Here is a 16,880-nt window from a genome sequence, read left to right as displayed (position 1 = left end):
GTCGGTCGTGACGTCGAGGAAACCCCGTGCTGGAACACGGGGAGTCGGGCGCTGTGGTGAGCGCCTTCGGGAAACTGCAATGACGAGTAACAACGCGAGCGAAAAGACGGTTTCGGACGTACAGAGTACGACCACCGAGGAACGCGGTCACGAGTCGACGGTCGAACACGAACCGTCGGGGCGGTCGGCCTGTCCGGAGTGTGAGGGCCAGGTGATCACCGAAGACGAGCAGTCGTTCTGCACGGACTGCGGGCTGATTGTCGCCGACGAGTGGGTCGACCTGAGCCCGACGCTGAACGACTTGGGCTTGGTCGGAGACGCCGACCAGAGCATCGAGACGGTGGACCCGCTGCGGACGGACAAGGGCCTGCACACGAAGATCGGGCGGAGCACCGACGGTCGCGGTAATCCCCTGAGCAACGAGCAGTGGGAGAAGGTCCAGCGCCTCCGGAAGTGGCACAAGCGGATGCAGTTCGGCGAGAAGCGCAAGCGGACGAAGCGGCTCAACGAGGGGCTGCGAGACGTCGAGATGATCGGCGGCAACCTGAGCTTGCCGGACCACGTCGTCAAGATGGCAGCACAGTTCCTCCGAAGCGCCTCGGAAGCGCGGCTGCCGGGCGGGCGGATGGCCTGGGAGGCACTCGCCGGCGGCGCCGTCCTCCTGGCCGCGCGAGCCTCATCGGTCGACAGGGACGAGATCGACGTCGCGGTCGCGACGCACACCAAAGCGCCCCACGAGCGGGTGTGCGCTGCGGCGCGGAAGATCCGATGTGAATGCGGGTTCGACGCGCCGCTCATCAGGCCCAACGCCGTGATGGCGGTCGTCGACGCGCTCGATGAAGACGCCATCCCCGGGGCGCGAGCGGTGCGGACGTGGCGGCTGGCCCAACACCTGATGAAACTCGGCGATCAGGTGCCGGTCGGGCCGGGAACGCCACGGTGCACCGTCGCGGCGTCGGCGCTGTACGCGGCGGATCGGCTGCTCTCGCGCAAGCACCTCACCCAAGAGCAGGTCGCCGCGGCAGCGAGCACGATCGTGGCGACGTCCCGAAACCGGATCGCGCGGTACAGTCGGGAGCTCGTCGACGCCTACGAAGCCGAACACGGCACCGACGACCCGGGTGTCGGCCTCGAAGAGGAACGGGACACCCTGCGCTGAGCGGGGCGCTACCCCCGTTTTTAGTGGCGACCACCGCCCGTGGACGCCCCTCCACCCCACCCACCGCTCCGTGCTCGCTCCCTGCGGTCGCTGCGCGCGCAGCCACAACCTCGCTAACACCTGGATGGAGTCTCATCAACGGGGATAGGGACGGTGTGTGGTTTGTCGCATCCAAGAGGGGCGGAGTGAGAGACTAATGAACGCTGTTCCATCGTACACCGTCGATAGAGAGACCGCAGCGACGCTCCGAGAATGGTTGTTCGAGAACGCTGTCGAGAAACACGGGGAGTCCGAGATCTCCGAGCCACTCGCTGAACTGGCGGCCGCCATCGATGGCGTGCTCTACAAGCAGGCAGAGGCCGTCGAACTCGGTGTATGGGCACAGACGGATCCTCTGGGTCAGCGAGACACATCACACGTCGACGGGAGCTCAGTCGATGAGCCCCGATCAGATGACGCACGCGACCCAGCCGAGCCTGCTACTTTCGATGTGGGAATCAGCAAGCCAGATCGCATCTATGACACGCTTCCCTATTCGGCCTGGCAGCTCGATCACGAGCAATCCATGACGAACCAGGAGCGATCCCCGACAGCAGCGTCTCACGGTAGGGCGACACCGACAGCGACCTCCCACACACGACGGCAACAGCACCGTCCATCAGTCCGGTATCGCACCGCGTACGAGTGTTCCGTGTGCGGGAGCGTTCGTGAGTTAGAAACCTCGCTTCGAGTCTGTGCGTTCGTCGATGAGTGTCCCAGCTGCGGAGCAGTCGCTCGCTTTACTGCGGGTGGGATTCCCACACCGTTCAGGAAGAGCTGAAGACGCCTATTACAGTCTATTACAGTCTCTTTCAGTCAGTTCCCTTGACTGTCGGAGATAGCTACGGGAACACCTGATAGAAGCCGGTCAAGCCGGTTTGACGGATTCGATCACAGGTATCGATGAACGTCGCCCCCTGATCGTCCTCTCTGTGTTGCTCGATGAAATCCGGATAGCCGAGCAACTGGAGGTACGCATTAGCAAACTGGATGAGCGTCTTCACTGCGGCCTTCATGAAGTGGTATGGTTCGATGTAGCCCGCATCAGCCCAGCCTGCCTGATACAATCCCCACTCAGTGAGCGGATCATAGGGTAAGGGATCGTCATCTATCTCGCGGTAGTACCGCTCGAAGGCATCTCGATCTGCCTCATTGAACCGGTCAAGCGGAATGACTCCCGCTGTCCAATCCTGATCAGCATCCTCGAGGAGACTGTCCTGATATCCTCCGCGATGGACTACGAGCGGTCGGAGAACATAGACCAGATTGATGTACGCCATGTGGTCCGCGATGTGATCACGAAGATCGGTGTTTGCCTCCCGTACTTCATTCAGAAAGTCCCGTCCCCGGTTGTTCGAGAGCGAAATGAACTCTTTGCGAATGTCGTCGATAGCATACTTCTCCGCGGTCTTGAGGGCTAGTGTATCGAAAACGCCGGTGATCAGGGAGATCGCATTGTCGAAATGGTACTGGACGTTGAGCTGCGTCCGGTTATCTGGCTCCTGGAAATACTGATACCCGATCTCATCGACGGCGATAAGCAAGTTCTGAAATCGGATGCTAAATCCCCGTAGATAGTCGTCAGCCGCGTCGGCCTCCACGTGATACCGCGGAACCAACGCCCGGAAGAGATGCCAGTACCAGCCGAACATTCCGACGGTGAGGTTCGGACCAGCGTAGAACTGCTCCCGATACCGGATATAGAGCCCGAGATACTCGACTGCCTCGCCGAGGCTCATGATATTCAACTGCCCACCGGGGAAGTGCGCTTCGAACCACCGTCGGTTGGTGAGGAGGACCGTTCGGTTCGTGATGAACAGGTGTCCCTCATCACGATGGTTGAGCGCGGCGTGGACGAACACCTGCCGGACTGTCGCCAGCTCTCGTTCGGTGACGTCCTCTACTTCGGTCGCATACGCGTCGATGTCATCGGAGAAGACTCGTGCTGTAGTCCGCCGAATCGCCCGTTCCTGATATCCGAACAGATACGAGAATGACGTGGTTGTTTGCTGCCCATCATCATCGCTCCGGACAACTCGGCCCCGTTCTCTGCCGTCTCAATTGTATACGGTGGGATACACTCAAGCTCCTCATGCCGTGGCGTGTCTGGCGACCGAATGAATTCGAACTCGCGGTTCGCTGCATAGTCGAGTACCCGCTGGGCGGCATCGTTACCATCGGCGAGCTGCTCGTTCAGTGACGCGGTATCCACCAGTACGCGCAGCGGGTCCTCACCGTCACGTGAATCATGGTCTCGACGGATGATATCGCGTGGGTTCATACCTGTGTCTCGTAGTGCCGGCAAGTCAACGCTGTGGGCACGTCAACAAGCCCCTCCACCTTGTTTTTGAATACGATCGGGATTTTGTATCGAATGACTAATTCGAACTCGATCCAATGTCACATCAATAGCTGGACCAGCCAGAAGACGGGGTTGGAAGATACTGCCGACAGAATCTGCCACATCCGATTTGTTCATCCACAGTCTCCACGGTTCTTAACCAACACATATCTATTTGATGATTTTGTGTTGGTTAAGGAAGCTAAGAAGGATGAGGCAAGGCTAAAGCAGGTCTGAGACTATATTCTATGTAAGAAACGCAGGTATGGGTATCATAGAACAATCGCAAAATATACGCCAGGGTCTCTCGACTCGAGAAAGTCGACTCCTTGCACAACTCGCTGGCGCGGGGCACCAGATCATCTCCGTCGACGACATCGAGACGACCCTGGAGGTCCCCCCAAACACCGCCCGCGAGATCGCCTCCCGGCTCACCGAGAAGGGCTGGCTCGACCGGCTCTTCCCGGGCACGTATCTCATCATTCCACTCACTGCCGGCGAGGAGGCCGTGTACACCACCCACGAGTACCTCATCGCCGCCCACGTCGCCGAGCCGATGTACATCGGCTACTACAGCGCCCTCAGCCACCACGGGCTGACCGAACAGGTTCCCCGGACGGTGTACGTCGTCACGCCGACCCGAGCGCAAAGCAGGGAGATCCACGGCGTCCCGTACCGTGTCACGACAGTCACCGAGCAGAAATTCTTCGGCTTTGAGCCGACATCCATCGAGGGTACGACCGTTCAGGTCAGCGACCTGGAGAAGACACTGGTCGACTGTGCGGACCACCCCGAGTTCTGTGGTGGTCTTCGGAAACTTGCGACCGCGATGCGCACCGCCGACGAACGGGGTTGCAACTGGGACACCGTCGGCGAGTACCTCGAACGCCTCGACAACGGCGCTGCGACCAAGCGGATCGTCTATCTTGCCGACCAGCTCGGCATCGACCTCCCCGCCCGCGAGGAACTCGTTGCGTCGTTCACAAGTGGCTACTCGCTGCTGGACCCGACGCGGCCCGACACCGGATCGACCAACAGTACGTATCGCCTCCGAATCAACGTCGAGCCAGCCACGCTGGAGCCGACGGAGTCCTGACATAGGTACGAAGTCGGCGTACCTTCTCTGCAGCGTCGAGAACGGTGCTGTTCAACGACGAACTATGGGTTTGTGCCACCATCGACGGCGTCGAGATCGGGCTCGTCGAACTCGAGGGCTTCCGCGACGACATCCGGAAGCTCCGGGCGAGGGGCCGATTCGTGGCGCTCGATTTTCTCGGTCTTCCGCGTGTTTTCGTAGAGGGCACGTGCGACCGGAAGCCCACGGAGATACTTGTAGTCGTGAAGGACCTCGACCCCCGCTCGGTGAACCCGTAGAACTGTGAAGGGAGATCACGTTTCCCCTCGCTTGGTTCGTACGTGTGGCGTGCGAGGAGCCCGGCGTCGATCAACGTCTCCAACTGGTCTTTGATGGCCGCCTGGCTCTTCCCGGTCATATACTCGAGTTCGGCGAGCGACATCAGATGGGCGGGATGGCCCAGCAGCTCCTGAATGATGAGATGGCGCGTATCCTGGGACAACAGCTTGAACAGCCGCTGTTGTTCCGCGAACGGCCCCGCATCGGCCGCGCCAGTGTCGGTTTCGCTCATACGTGACGATACGAGGAGGGGCGCTATAACAGTTAGGGTCATCCAAGTTGGTTAAATCAGAAAAAATCAAAGTGATTCAGAAAGGATAAGGTGTTGTGGTTTGAATCGGCAGCTAATGACCGACCCAAGCCCGCCGCCGGACGCTGGGGAGATTATGGCCGTTGTTCACGAGGCCGTGGGGGCATCGAACTTGAGCCTGCAGAGAAACGGGAAATATGGCGGTTCACCCAGCGTGAATTGCCGTATCTTTGGAGTCAGCGGACATCGTATTTCATCCTGGGAAGCTATCGCGACCCCTATATCCGTCGGCTTCGCGCCGTCCAGAACGAACTGACAAAGCAGCTCGGTGCGTATCCGTTCATCATGGGCGATCTCCTCGAGCTTCCGACTGACCGGCTCAATACGTTCGATATCATGCTTTCGCTGCTCGCGACGTACAGCGACTACATCGTCGGTGTCTTCGAGAAGGAGAGTGGTGGGGAGGCGCCTGAATTGGGCGAGATCGATGACCCACCGTATTTCGACAAGTCGTACGTGTTCCCGCGTGATTACGCGTGGGTGACTGACGAGAACCTTGACTCGACACAGCACGTCATTCAGGCTGCTCTCGAGATAGTGTTCGCAGACGATTTGTCGGAGGAGGAAGTCCAATCAAAAGTCGAGTCGCTCATAGAGCGCGCACAGGAGAAGGGTCTTGACATCGACGAACAGGAGGTTTGGGATGTGATCGACGACCGGACAAATGAGGACGAAGAGCCGGCAACGTACAGTTGGGTTCATCTCAACAAGTTCCGCAAATTCGAACTCCACGAACGGTGCTTCCCGTGGACGACAGAGGACGAACTTCGAACTGAGGTTGACGAACTCCCATCCCCGACACCACGTCCGGAGTGGGAAGAGCGTGAGGGCCAGTGAATTATCCTGTCCTACTCGCTTGGCGGCACACTCATCATAGTGAGTCGGCTCGGTAGTTTACTCTCGGGTAAACTACTTTACTACGCCCGGTCGAATACATCGTCATGGAGGTTGGTTCGGGTGTCGGCGACGACACGACACCACGGGAAGTCATCCACTTCATTACACAGCAGACACGATTTTCGCTTATCAGCGATATTCTCGCTCACCCCCAACAGCTCCCATCAATGTATGAACTCGAGGAGCTCAACCCCAGCGTGAGTGATGCCACCGTCTACAAGTACATCCAGAAGCTGATCGACGCCGGCATCGTCACGGAGGTCGCCCTGGACGACGACCAGCGCCGGCAGGGGTATCCCTGGAAGTTCTACGGCCTCACCGAGGAGGGTCGGGAGTTCTTGGAGACGCACAATCTGCTTGCCGCGGAGGAGACACTTCAGCAGATCTACGACACCATCGCCGATAAGCCCGAGAAGATGGTCAAGTACGAGAACGCGCCCCGTCCAGATTAGGAGTGGTTGTCAGAGAATAGGGAGCGATAGTCTGCCGTTATTCCCGGAGGTTAGCCTGACTGACCGACTTCACGGACGTAGCCGCTCCGCTCAAGATCAAATTCTTCGGCTACGAGTCGAGGCTCATCGAGGACACCGCCGTGAGCGTCGCAGATGTGTAAAAGACGACCGTTGACTGTACCGACCATCCCGAACTCTGTGGTGGCATCCAAGAATTCGTACAGGCGATAGTCGTCGCGGAGGATCGAGACTATTCGTGGGCGACGGTCGTTGAGTGCCTCCAGCGACCCGACAACGGCGCTGCGACCAAACGAATCGTCACTCGCCGACCAGCTCGGCTTCGACCTCCCGGCGCGTGAGACGTTCCTCAAGTCATTCACGAGCGAGTGTCCGCTCCTCGACCCAATGCGATCCGAACAGGGAAGCTACGACAGTGAGTATCATCTCCGAATCAACGTCGACTGGGAGAGACTCGATTCGATGGAATCCCGATGCCAGGTCGGTCCGAAAGGTAGCGTGAATTAAGATGCTCCCCAAGTACAGCGAATCAGGTAGATGGGTCACGTCTATTATCACCATCCGGGCGACAATCAGTTCTCTCTTGATTTTGTCCACGAGGCTCCATCAGAGATCGTTGCCAGGATTGTCGAGTACGACGACGACGTGGCGGTGAAGGTTCGCAAGTACGATTTTGACAGCGAGTTTTTCAGTATCTATACCTCCCGCGTCGGTGGTGGGGACGTCGGCGATCTCGAATTCGATCTTGGCGAAGCACTCTCTGAGATGGGTGCTGATAACGGTACCATCGTTGCCCGGCTCCTTGAGATCTATCAAGCGCTCATAGCCCAGAATGAGGAAGAAGAAGGAGTTCCCGTTGAAGCGTACAAGAGCATCGACATCGATGCACTCCCAGATGCGCTCAACCGGGTGTCGTGGGAGGCAGCGCGACTGATGTTGCAGGCCGTCTCGCCTCAAATCTCATTCTCAAACACGCGCTTCCGAATGCGAACCATCGGACTGCTGTTGCCCTGGTTCAGTTCTACCTTCGTCGGATTGCTCCCGATTTCTCGATGCCAGAGACATCCGTGGAAATCGACTCAGAGACATACGACTGGCGGGAGTGGGTAAACGAGTATATTAACGAGTCAAAGCGTCTCTTGACGGTTCGTCGGAAGAATGTGCTACTCAAACATCTCTCTGACTTCGGAGCGACAACGCTTGAACGGAAACACGAGGTCCAGATCGACCTGACGGCATACGAGCTGGATATGTATCCCGCAGAAGCGAAAACAGTCTACGCAACAGCGCACGAGGAGCTCTGGATCGAATTCGTCGAAGAGGCGGTTGAGCGCACCGACAACCCCGAGCTAATGGAAACCCCTGGGCTATCCAAGGCGGAGTTCGCAGAGAAAATTCGGACTCTCGAGTAAGCGGCGTGCGCTAGTCTTGGAGCGTCGCGACCGTGCGGCCGGTTTCTTCGGCCTCTTCGCTCCGCGACATCCCGTATGTTGCGAGAGCTTCCTCAACCGCGTCGTCCAGACTCATTGGTCAGGCAAATCTTGGCTCTGCCGACGGATAAAGTCTCGCACGATTTGCGTTTATCATTGCATCGGCCAACTCGCCAACCGTGCAGGACCGATCCCGCAAACAGTAGATAACCCGTAGCACCGTCCACTCTCATAGATTCCCATCTCTCCGATGTATTCATAATCATATCGGGTAGAGTGGAATACAGACTCTTGGCGCACAGATCGAGTCGTCAAATAGTGAGACAGTTGTGCAACCGTATTTTGGAGAGGCAATTCGATCTGCGAGTCCGAACTACTCGGGAGGCGACGTGAACAGGCGCCGATACTCGTCAAGCCACTCGATCTCGTGGTATGCCACGTCGTTCTGAATGTCGTATTCAAGCGGGAGTGGATCCGAACGGTGGGCTGTAAACGTGAGGTTGATCTCGATACAGGGCCCGTGCTCGGAGACGCACTCGAAGCCATCGTCAACGGGGTATACAACGCTAAACCAGCGAATCTGGAACCCAAAGTGGTCACACACATCTCTGACGACTGCAGCATCGCAATAGGGCGTGTGGACCCACAGTTCCCCGCCAGCGTACGCCTGATCTTTGACACACCAGACTGCATCGAGGGAGCGGAGAAACTCCGCAGCGCGATTGTAGTGCACTTCAGTCAGGCGGTCCCACCAGTGGTACTCCTCGACATCGTCAACGAGGAGCTGGAGGCAATCACCACACACATCATATGCCCGTTCACCGAGAGAGACTTCGTGGAGTTTGTCGTACTGGGTGGTGTCACAAGCATCGCACGGCGGGGAAGCACCACTACCCTGGCATCCAGTGGATGATCGCTGTTCGGTGGGGTTGGAATACCCGCTGTTTGCACTCCCTGGCTTCTGAGATTCGTTTGAGTCGGTATTCTCGGTCATTGGTATCTAACCGAGAACCGTCAGTCACGCCGTGTGACTGGGCTCCCGGCTAGCACCGGACCGGCGATCGGCCACTCATCTATCGCCACAGAGAGCAGGTTGGTGTAAATAGTTTCTGTGGGTCCAACCGAGAACACCGGCCAGCGTCCGGCTATCGACGACAGCCAATGCTAGGACATTAAACGTCGTGTGCAACCGTATCTTGGAGTGTGACTGCCGTGTCTGTGGGTAACACACCCTAACTAATTTTAATACAATTGCCACGATATTCCAGGCTGACGTCCGATACACCCCTCAAACCGAGAGAGTTCAACACGATGATCATCACTCGCCTCACCCCGCGGCGTGCTCGTTCTCGCTTAGCCGCGGCTCCCGTGTTCGGCGAGTGTCTACAAGATCAGCGTGCGAAGTGCCCGGGCGCAAACCGCCGGATCCACGTCGACTTCGAATACGAGAGTTCGACGCAATCCGGCGACGGCCGGACACTCTCACCCGCATAACTCGGCCCCCATACGGACTACCCGTCACGGGTCGGGGAACACGGGATTGCCGCCTGCCTGTGCCCAGTACTCGCTCAGGACACAGCCTGATGCGAGTGCGGGGTGCCAGGCTCGCGGCTGCTTGGTTTCCGTTCGTTCCGATACAGGAGCGAGCGGACTCCGTCCGCGCTGAGCGTACGGAAGTCGTTAGCCAACAGCTCCGCAGCGAGAGCTGCGGCTACGTCGAGCCCCGGAGTCTCCGCTGGCGAGGGACGCCGGACTTTGAATCCGGAGGTCGCCGGTTCGATTCCGGCCGGGGCGACATGCCGACGTGGTGTAATCCGGCGAGCATACGGTCGTGTCACGGCCGTGATCCGGGTTCAAATCCCGGCGTCGGCGTGGATGCGTGGCGTGGCCACGTGGGGATACCCATCGAGGTAGGCAGCCCGTTGGTGCGATCAGCTGGATCGTTCCGACGATGCTGGGCCCAGCAGGGTCTGCAACCTACATGAGCCGGTGTGGTATTCCCGGGAACACCCGAAGTACGCCCGCGCGATGAGACGCGCAACCACGACTACTCGGTCGCGGTTGCGCAGTTGGAAAGTCGTACAGATAGATAATCAACTGCCGAACGCTCGGCAGTCCCGTGAGCCGATGGTCCAGCGGACGACGATCTGTGCCTTGGGCGCACAGGACCGAGGTTCGAATCCTCGTCGGCTCACTGTGCCGCGACTGGGTATTGGGGAACCCAGCGGCCTGCTATGCCGTGGCCGTCTGCTATCGGTCTCCCGGTTCGAATCCGGGTCGCGGCGTCATGACAACGAATGTCTGCCCTGCCTGCGAGGAGGAAGCGTTCCGTCACGTCCCACTCGGTGAAACAACGTCCATCGACACGATTGGAAGCGTGAAAATCTGCGTCACCGAGGACGGCGCATACTTCCACGGAACGAGGTGACTGCCATCCATCCACTGGCCGATGACCCGTTCCAGACGAGGCCAACCCGCTCCAGTGGAGTAGCGGCCAAACTCCGGCCCTCTCACGGCCGAGCCCCCGGTTCGAATCCGGGCTGGAGCATTCTCCAACAGTCCGAGACCTCTCACTTCCAGCCGACTAGACTGAGGGACGGACAGCTGTGGAGAACTGAGAGATGCCCATGAGTGAGTTCCGAATTGTGTGCTGCGGGATAGGATAATGGCAGTCCACGGGGCTCATATCCCCGAAGTCCAGGTTCGACTCCTGGTCCCGCAATGGAGGACAACAATGGGACTATTCGATACAGTCGAACTCTACGACGACGTCCACCTGCCAGAGTACCCCGAAGGGATTACTCCTGCCGAGGACGTCGACTGGCAGACGAAAGGCATCGATCGACCGACCATGACCACATTTCGGATTACGGCGGACGGTCGGCTCCTCGAAGAGGAGTGGCACACCGAAGCGGTCCCGCCGGAAGACCGGCCATACGCGAGCCGTGACGACGTCGACGAGGACGATTTTCGCTACATGGCCGGCAGTCGGAACCGAGTCCACGACGGCTGGATCGAACGAGACGACTACCACGGCCGCTTCAAGCTCAAACACTCCTTCGAGGGTCTCGAGACACTCGTCACGTATCAAGTAACGTTCACGCACGGACAACTCGAGGGCTTCGAACGGCTGCAGTGACCCGTGCGTGCCCACACCTCGGTGCTTGATTTACTCTCCAGCGCTCCCGGAGTCTCCGTTGGCGAGAGACGCCAGTTTTTCAAACTGGAGGCCAGGGGTTCGATTCCCCTCGGGAGCACTCGGGGGCTGGCCATGACAGCGCTTTCCCGTGTCTGACATAGCGGGCAGCCACGGATCCGTGACGCTGTCACGGTCAGCTTTCCCCAAGCGTGTGGTCGTCGAGGTGGTGCGTTTCTTCGCCCGCAAAGCACACCAACGGGAGTCATAGCCCGTCGCACCACCGGTTGCCCGACCGCACGTGGCGACCGTCGAGTCGGAGCGTTGCTTCGCAGGAACTCGCAGGTTCAAATCCTGTCGGTGGCGCAGTCCATCGAGAACATCCCGGACAAAGAGCGTACGAGAGGACGCTCGACACCGGTTCCGCTCCGACAGTTTTCCGGTCGCCGTGTCGCCAGTGGCCGTCGATCTGGAGCGCTACGTCGATGGCACGCTACGGGTTCGAATCCCGTCGTTCGCTCCAGGAATTGTCCGGCCACTCGTGTTCCCGTAGCTCAGTCAGGACAGAGCACCGGCCTTCGAAGCCGGGTGTCGCACGTTCGAATCGTGCCGGGAACGTCCAGCCGAGCGATGCGAGGCTGGTTCGGGACGTTTTGCTCCCGAGGCTCGCTGCTCACAGAGCGTGTGGGCAGCTGCGATCGGAGTCGCCTATTGCGGCTCCGGGTGATAGGATGGAATTCAACACCCCAAAGCAAACGGTCGCGGAGGCAACGCGGACCACCAACTACGAAGGTGGGGACGCGTTCGAGCCTGCCGACCCCCGACTCGCACTGTACAAGCGCACGATCAACCAACTGCTGGAGGGCTCGTTCTACGAGACCGATGACGAACAGCTCGCTGCTGTCGTTCGCCAGTTCGATGCCGCCGCAAACGAGGACCCGGAGTTCGTCCTGAAGCTCGCGGCCTATGCGCGCCAGGAGCTCTACTTGCGGGACATCCCACAAGTACTGCTCGTGCTGGCAGCCAACGACGACCGGTTCAAGGACGACTCCCCGAGTCGCTCATCCGCGAATGGGCGCCGGCGATCATCCAGCGGATGGACGAGACGGCCACCGCGCTCGCGGTCCACGATCAGCTCTTCGGCGTGACTGCGCCGTGGCCGCTTCGACGCGGGATCGAGGACGCGCTGGTGGAGATGGCCGACGCCTACACGCTGGGCAAGTACGACCTGTCGCGGCGCGAGGTGACGCTGCACGACGTCTTCAACCGCGTCCACCCCACGCCCGTCGACGCCGAGCAGGAAGCGCTCTTCGAACGGTTCATGCGCGGCGGCCTCGACGACTATCCCGACGTCGACCCGTTGCCGTCGCCCAACACGTGGGAGACGGTTATCTCCGAGCGCGGCAACACCCAAGCCGCCTGGGAACTGCTCATCGAGGACGACGAGTACACGCTGCCCATCTTCGCGTCGATCCGGAACCTCCGGAATATGCTCGAAGCCGGCGTTCCGGAGGACACCGTCGTGGATCACCTCGACCTGGAGGCAGTCCGACACGCGCCGCTGTACCCGTTCCGGTACTACCAGGCCTACACCGCGCTGCAAGACGCGGATGTCCAGGCACCAGCGGTCGAGCAGTGGCTCGAAGACGCAATTGATGTCGCGGTCGAGACGGTGCCGGGCGGATTCGGCGATACCTTTGTCGCGGTCGACCTGTCGGGATCGATGGATCAGCCGCTGTCCGCGAACAGCACGCTCCGATTGAAGGAGATCGGTACGTTGTTCGGTGCGATCCTGGCCGACCAGGGTGTCGACGTCGGCGGGTTCGGCGACGACTTCCAGACCGTTCCGATGCACGTCGACACGCCAGTCCTGCAGCGCCAAGCGGCGGTGTTGGCGATCGACGAAGACGTCGGGAACTCGACGAACGGCTGGAAGGTAATCGATTACCTCCGCGAGCGAGGTGAGCCCGTCGAACGCATCGTCGTCTTCACCGATATGCAGATCTGGGACAACACGCCGTTTACAGCCCGCGATTCCCAGACGGTCAAGGACGCGTTCGATGCGTATCGGGACGAGGTGTCTGCGGACACCGCGCTGTATCTCGTCGATCTCGCGGCCTACGGCGACCTGGTGACGCCAGAAGGCTACGAGAACGTCTACAACATCTCGGGGTGGTCGGAGAACGTCCTCTCGTTCATCGAACACGCCGAGAATCCGAAGCAGATCATCGATGAGATCGAGGCGTTCGAGCCGACCTGCCCTGTTCGGATCTTTTCTTTGAGGATGCGCGAGTGGTGGAGTTCGGAAACACGCGGTCGTGCCACGACCGAGACGGACGTTCGAATCGTCCCTCGTGCACTCGGAGTACAGTTGTCGAACATCTGGCCCGTGAGACGCGCCTCAACGGAGATGATAATATGGCAGTATCCAATACCACCGACCTGACTCGACGACAATTGCCGTCGTGACGATTCGAATCCCCTGCGGCGCGGATGGGGACCTCGTCACTGACACTGAGAAGCGTATCTCGCGGCCCGAAACTATCGATGACGTCACGATTGACGAATTGGATAGTATCGAGCCACAGCTGTCGGCAACACTCATTACCGTCGAAATTACGGTCCGGTGGGCTACGGCGATTGGCGAGGAGGAAGTCAGAGACAGACTGGCTGGTGTCTCGGGACTTGAGTCAGTCAGACGGATTGCATAGGCCGTTCAGAACGGCATAGCCGAAAGTGTAGTAATCTATTTGACTGTTACCAGGATATTGGTAATTATTAGATGTACGAACCGTTTGAGGAGACGGCTGTTAGAGTGTTGCTCGCGGTCAATCCTGGGGATTCGATCCGAACGGTAGCCCAACATCTCCACACCCCCTACGAAACGGTTCGACAAGCAGTCAATCAACTAGAGGATGCAGGGTATCTTCGATATGATGATGGACTGTTCGTGACCGACGATCGCGTCCGTAAGGCGGCACGAGACCTGCTGGCCACGAGTGCCGCCGTGAATCCACCGTCCATCGAAGAGGCGTACGTACTCCCACAGTTCGGTGACTGGCCCTTCGCCTTTACACAGGTGGACGCCGTCTACGTGTGGACCCAAGGGGGCTATCAGGTTGGTCGCGAGCCCGGAGACTACCCGCTCTTTCTTGCCGTCCTTGAGAATGACATCGACGCCTGGCAGCGTTTTTTCGAACGGTTTGGAATCCCAACAGGATTTGAGCGACAACCGGAGGAATCATTTGAAGGTCCTCTCCAAGTCGTCCTCAACGAGCGTTCGGTGCTCAACCCCGACCACGTCGAAGGATATCCAGTCATCTCTCGGCGCGAGACGATAGAGTTCATGCGGAAGCATTATGCGACGTTTCAGTCAGCACTCGCTATGCTCGATCGCATGTACGACGATCTCGATCTCGACGTTTCCTACCGTGAGTCAGAAAGAGAATGCTGGTGAGTTTCACAGCAGCAATTGAATTATCGACCTCCTCCACGGTGAGGTTTAATTGATTACCGTTGGTTTGACATCGACAGCGTTCCCGGGTTGCTATTTTTGAATAGTTTGCTATTCATACTCTTCAACCCGTGACGAGTCGATATCTGATTAACCAACAAATCTATGCCGATACGCACTTTGTTGGTTAACACGAGGCGACCGCTGATGTCCTACGAACCACCGACGCCGCCGGCGGAACTCCCGACAGACCTCGTCAATACGCTCAACGAGTCCTCTTCTGAACAGCTCCAGTACGTTGCCCGCTACGCTGAAGAGCAGCTGAGCACAAAGCTCGCGAGGCACGTCTCGAAGAGGACTCAGATGAAAGCGAAATCGAAGAACGCCCCGACGATTTGCCGGACGACGTCCCGGCGAAGGCCACGATCACGATCAAGGAGATTAACGACAACCGCTACTACTACTGGCAGTGGCGAGAAGGCGAAAAAGTGCGTTCCCAGTATAAAGGCCCCGTCAGTCCCGACGAGTAGACGATAGTGAACTGTAGCTGAGTGTTTGTTCAGCGCAATTAGTAGCAGAGGACACGCCCCAGAGTGTGAATGGATTCAACCCACCCCACACCCCTCAGTGTGAATGGGTCCGGTCAGTCCAAACAGGTAACACTCGGAGAGAAGATACCCACCCCACGTTTCCGTCGTAACTGGAGGTCGGTGGAGGGAACGCAGCCACGATCGAGGGGATCACACCCCCACGTTTCCGTCGTTTCGTCACCCGGCCAAAGTCGATTATTGGGAGTAGAAGACGACCTCGGATCACCCACCCCACGTTTCCGACGTATCGAGAGATACACTCGTGATCAGGGGTGTGGTCAGCGACCGAAACGGGAGCTGGCCAGGTCTTCCAGCCGGCTGTCCCGGAGGACAGATTTCAGCACGATGCCGGTATCCTGAACCAGCCGATGCTCAAGATAACTGCCTTCACCCCGGCCACCACCGGTCCGAGTTGATTCAACGACACCGAGGAACGCCTGCTCTTTCAACAGCTCATAGACGCGGTGCTCGCTGAGAGTCTTCGCATCAGCCTTCTCTGTCGTCGCTTGATAGCGCTCGTAAATTCGGTTGGTAGAGAATCCATCCTCGTTCGGATTTTCCTCGGTGAGCAGCGCGAGCGAATAGAGGATGAATTTGACCTGTGTCGTCGACCCGCGTAGCAGCTCCTCGAACCGATCGATTTCAGCCCACTCCTGAGCATCACGAACGTGTTCCTCGACGACCGTCTCGACGTTTTCTCGTTCGGCCAGTTCGCCGGCGTGACGAAGAATTTCGATTGCCTTTCTGGCGTCACCGTGTTCTTGAGCGGCAGTGCCGCCGTCAGCGGAATCACATCATCAGAGAGAACGCCATCGTGGAACGCGTCCCGTCGATGCTTCATAATCTCGCGAAGCTGATTCGCGTCGTAGGGTTGGAAGACGAACTCTTCCTCGCGAAGACTGGACTTGACGCGTTCGTTAAGCTGGTCACGATACTCAATCTTGTTGCTGACTGCGATGACGCCCAGGTGGCAATCTGCTTTCCCCGATTCGCGAGCCCGCGACAACTGCATAAGAATATCATCGTCATCGAGTCGGTCCACCTCGTCGAGAATGATGATGACTGACTCGTAGGCAGTATCCAGAATCTCCCAGAGATAGTCGTAGTATTCACCGCTGCCAATCCCTGCGCGCGGAATATCGAAGTCAGTCTCGTCCGTTTCGTTAAGTGAACGAGTTACCGTCCTGGCAACACGCGTCTGTGTGTTGTGCTGCGCGCAGTCGACGTAGACCGTGCCGACGGACACACCGTTCGACTCCGCGGCTCGTCGCGCTCGTTCGGTCACGTGACGAGCAACCAGTGACTTCCCCGTACCCGTTTTCCCGTAAATAATCACGTTGTTGGGCGGATCGCCACGAACGATCGGTCTGAGTTCAGCAGCAACGGCTTTGATCTCACCATCTCTGCCGACGATACGTCCGCTTTCAGGGACGTGGCCAACCTTCAGCAGCTCCTTTCGAGCGAAAATGTTGGCTCGGTCAGGGTCGTCTTCATCAAAGTCAAAGAGGGGATCGTCAGCGGGATCCTCGTAGCGGCCGTCGAAGTCAGAGAGTTGGGACGGTTCCTCAGCCATCAATATAAGACATCGCGGATGGGACCTACTTAATGATTTGGCTACCTCGACCAGAGTGTAAATCGGG

Annotated in this window: 13 protein-coding genes, 9 tRNA genes and 3 pseudogenes; 23 read left to right on the top strand and 2 right to left on the bottom strand. The window is 58.6% G+C overall.

Going from position 1 to position 16,880, the window contains the following annotated elements; genetic code table 11:
* Positions 1–79 precede the first annotated feature (79 nt).
* Positions 80–1,159: a transcription initiation factor IIB gene (locus ACFQJD_RS00695; RefSeq protein WP_049987551.1), complete on the top strand. Its 1,080-nt coding sequence runs from the start codon at positions 80–82 to the stop codon at positions 1,157–1,159.
* A gap of 881 nt (positions 1,160–2,040) precedes the next feature.
* On the opposite strand, the gene ACFQJD_RS00690 is transcribed toward ACFQJD_RS00695, so the two are convergent.
* A complete protein-coding gene (locus ACFQJD_RS00690; RefSeq protein WP_379795441.1) occupies positions 2,041–3,060 on the bottom strand; it encodes a hypothetical protein in 1,020 nt (339 codons plus the stop codon).
* Positions 3,061–3,804: 744 nt separating this feature from the next.
* Between ACFQJD_RS00690 and ACFQJD_RS00685 the strand changes: the two genes are divergently transcribed.
* The 22 genes and pseudogenes from ACFQJD_RS00685 (at position 3,805) to ACFQJD_RS00580 (ending at position 15,180) form a co-directional block, all read left to right on the top strand.
* The gene (locus tag ACFQJD_RS00685; protein WP_049987549.1) at positions 3,805–4,635 is read left to right on the top strand and encodes a type IV toxin-antitoxin system AbiEi family antitoxin domain-containing protein; all 831 of its coding nucleotides are present in this window, start codon (positions 3,805–3,807) and stop codon (positions 4,633–4,635) included.
* Positions 4,636–4,679: 44 nt separating this feature from the next.
* Positions 4,680–4,913: a hypothetical protein gene (locus ACFQJD_RS00680; protein ID WP_379795439.1), complete on the top strand. Its 234-nt coding sequence runs from the start codon at positions 4,680–4,682 to the stop codon at positions 4,911–4,913.
* Positions 4,914–4,957: 44 nt separating this feature from the next.
* Entirely contained in the window at positions 4,958–5,191 is a 234-nt protein-coding gene (locus tag ACFQJD_RS00675; protein ID WP_379795437.1) for a hypothetical protein, read from the top strand.
* A 357-nt stretch (positions 5,192–5,548) separates the two neighbouring features.
* The gene (locus ACFQJD_RS00670) at positions 5,549–6,100 is read left to right on the top strand and encodes a hypothetical protein (protein WP_379795435.1); all 552 of its coding nucleotides are present in this window, start codon (positions 5,549–5,551) and stop codon (positions 6,098–6,100) included.
* 104 nt (positions 6,101–6,204) lie between these two features.
* The gene (locus ACFQJD_RS00665) at positions 6,205–6,612 is read left to right on the top strand and encodes a MarR family transcriptional regulator (RefSeq protein WP_222923657.1); all 408 of its coding nucleotides are present in this window, start codon (positions 6,205–6,207) and stop codon (positions 6,610–6,612) included.
* Between the two features lie 555 nt (positions 6,613–7,167).
* Positions 7,168–7,740, top strand: a complete 573-nt coding sequence (locus tag ACFQJD_RS00660) for a hypothetical protein (protein ID WP_379795432.1) — start codon at positions 7,168–7,170, stop codon at positions 7,738–7,740.
* A gap of 50 nt (positions 7,741–7,790) precedes the next feature.
* On the top strand, positions 7,791–8,042 hold the full coding sequence (locus ACFQJD_RS00655) for a hypothetical protein (protein ID WP_379795430.1): 252 nt from the start codon (positions 7,791–7,793) through the stop codon (positions 8,040–8,042).
* 445 nt (positions 8,043–8,487) lie between these two features.
* Complete coding sequence (locus ACFQJD_RS00650) at positions 8,488–8,973, top strand: hypothetical protein (RefSeq protein ID WP_379795428.1); 486 nt, start codon at positions 8,488–8,490, stop codon at positions 8,971–8,973.
* Positions 8,974–9,779: 806 nt separating this feature from the next.
* Positions 9,780–9,855, top strand: a tRNA-Gln gene (locus ACFQJD_RS00645).
* Between the two features lie 3 nt (positions 9,856–9,858).
* A tRNA-Asp gene (locus tag ACFQJD_RS00640) sits at positions 9,859–9,932 on the top strand.
* 249 nt (positions 9,933–10,181) lie between these two features.
* Positions 10,182–10,254 (top strand) — tRNA-Pro (locus ACFQJD_RS00635).
* Between the two features lie 4 nt (positions 10,255–10,258).
* A tRNA-Ser gene (locus ACFQJD_RS00630) sits at positions 10,259–10,345 on the top strand.
* Between the two features lie 191 nt (positions 10,346–10,536).
* Positions 10,537–10,608: transfer RNA gene (locus ACFQJD_RS00625), tRNA-Glu, on the top strand.
* Positions 10,609–10,711: 103 nt separating this feature from the next.
* A tRNA-Met gene (locus ACFQJD_RS00620) sits at positions 10,712–10,782 on the top strand.
* Between the two features lie 12 nt (positions 10,783–10,794).
* Entirely contained in the window at positions 10,795–11,199 is a 405-nt protein-coding gene (locus ACFQJD_RS00615; protein ID WP_141463192.1) for a hypothetical protein, read from the top strand.
* Positions 11,200–11,241: 42 nt separating this feature from the next.
* Positions 11,242–11,317 (top strand) — tRNA-Glu (locus tag ACFQJD_RS00610).
* 422 nt (positions 11,318–11,739) lie between these two features.
* Positions 11,740–11,814 (top strand) — tRNA-Arg (locus tag ACFQJD_RS00605).
* A gap of 478 nt (positions 11,815–12,292) precedes the next feature.
* Positions 12,293–12,757: pseudogene (locus ACFQJD_RS00600) on the top strand (TROVE domain-containing protein); the annotation flags it as partial.
* A 725-nt stretch (positions 12,758–13,482) separates the two neighbouring features.
* Positions 13,483–13,555 (top strand) — tRNA-Gly (locus ACFQJD_RS00595).
* A gap of 106 nt (positions 13,556–13,661) precedes the next feature.
* Entirely contained in the window at positions 13,662–13,907 is a 246-nt protein-coding gene (locus ACFQJD_RS00590; RefSeq protein WP_379795426.1) for a hypothetical protein, read from the top strand.
* Between the two features lie 71 nt (positions 13,908–13,978).
* Complete coding sequence (locus ACFQJD_RS00585; RefSeq protein ID WP_379795424.1) at positions 13,979–14,653, top strand: MarR family transcriptional regulator; 675 nt, start codon at positions 13,979–13,981, stop codon at positions 14,651–14,653.
* Between the two features lie 204 nt (positions 14,654–14,857).
* Positions 14,858–15,180: pseudogene (locus ACFQJD_RS00580) on the top strand (hypothetical protein).
* A 338-nt stretch (positions 15,181–15,518) separates the two neighbouring features.
* Here ACFQJD_RS00580 and ACFQJD_RS00575 read toward each other — a convergent pair.
* A pseudogene (locus ACFQJD_RS00575) lies at positions 15,519–16,813 on the bottom strand (Cdc6/Cdc18 family protein).
* Positions 16,814–16,880: the final 67 nt, after the last annotated feature.

The organism is Haloplanus sp. GCM10025708 (assembly GCF_042663985.1).
GTDB classification, from domain to species: Archaea; Halobacteriota; Halobacteria; order Halobacteriales; family Haloferacaceae; genus Salinirarus; species Salinirarus marinus.
The sequence above is the reverse complement of the archived record's forward strand: the minus strand, read 5'-3'. Positions and strand labels throughout refer to the sequence as shown.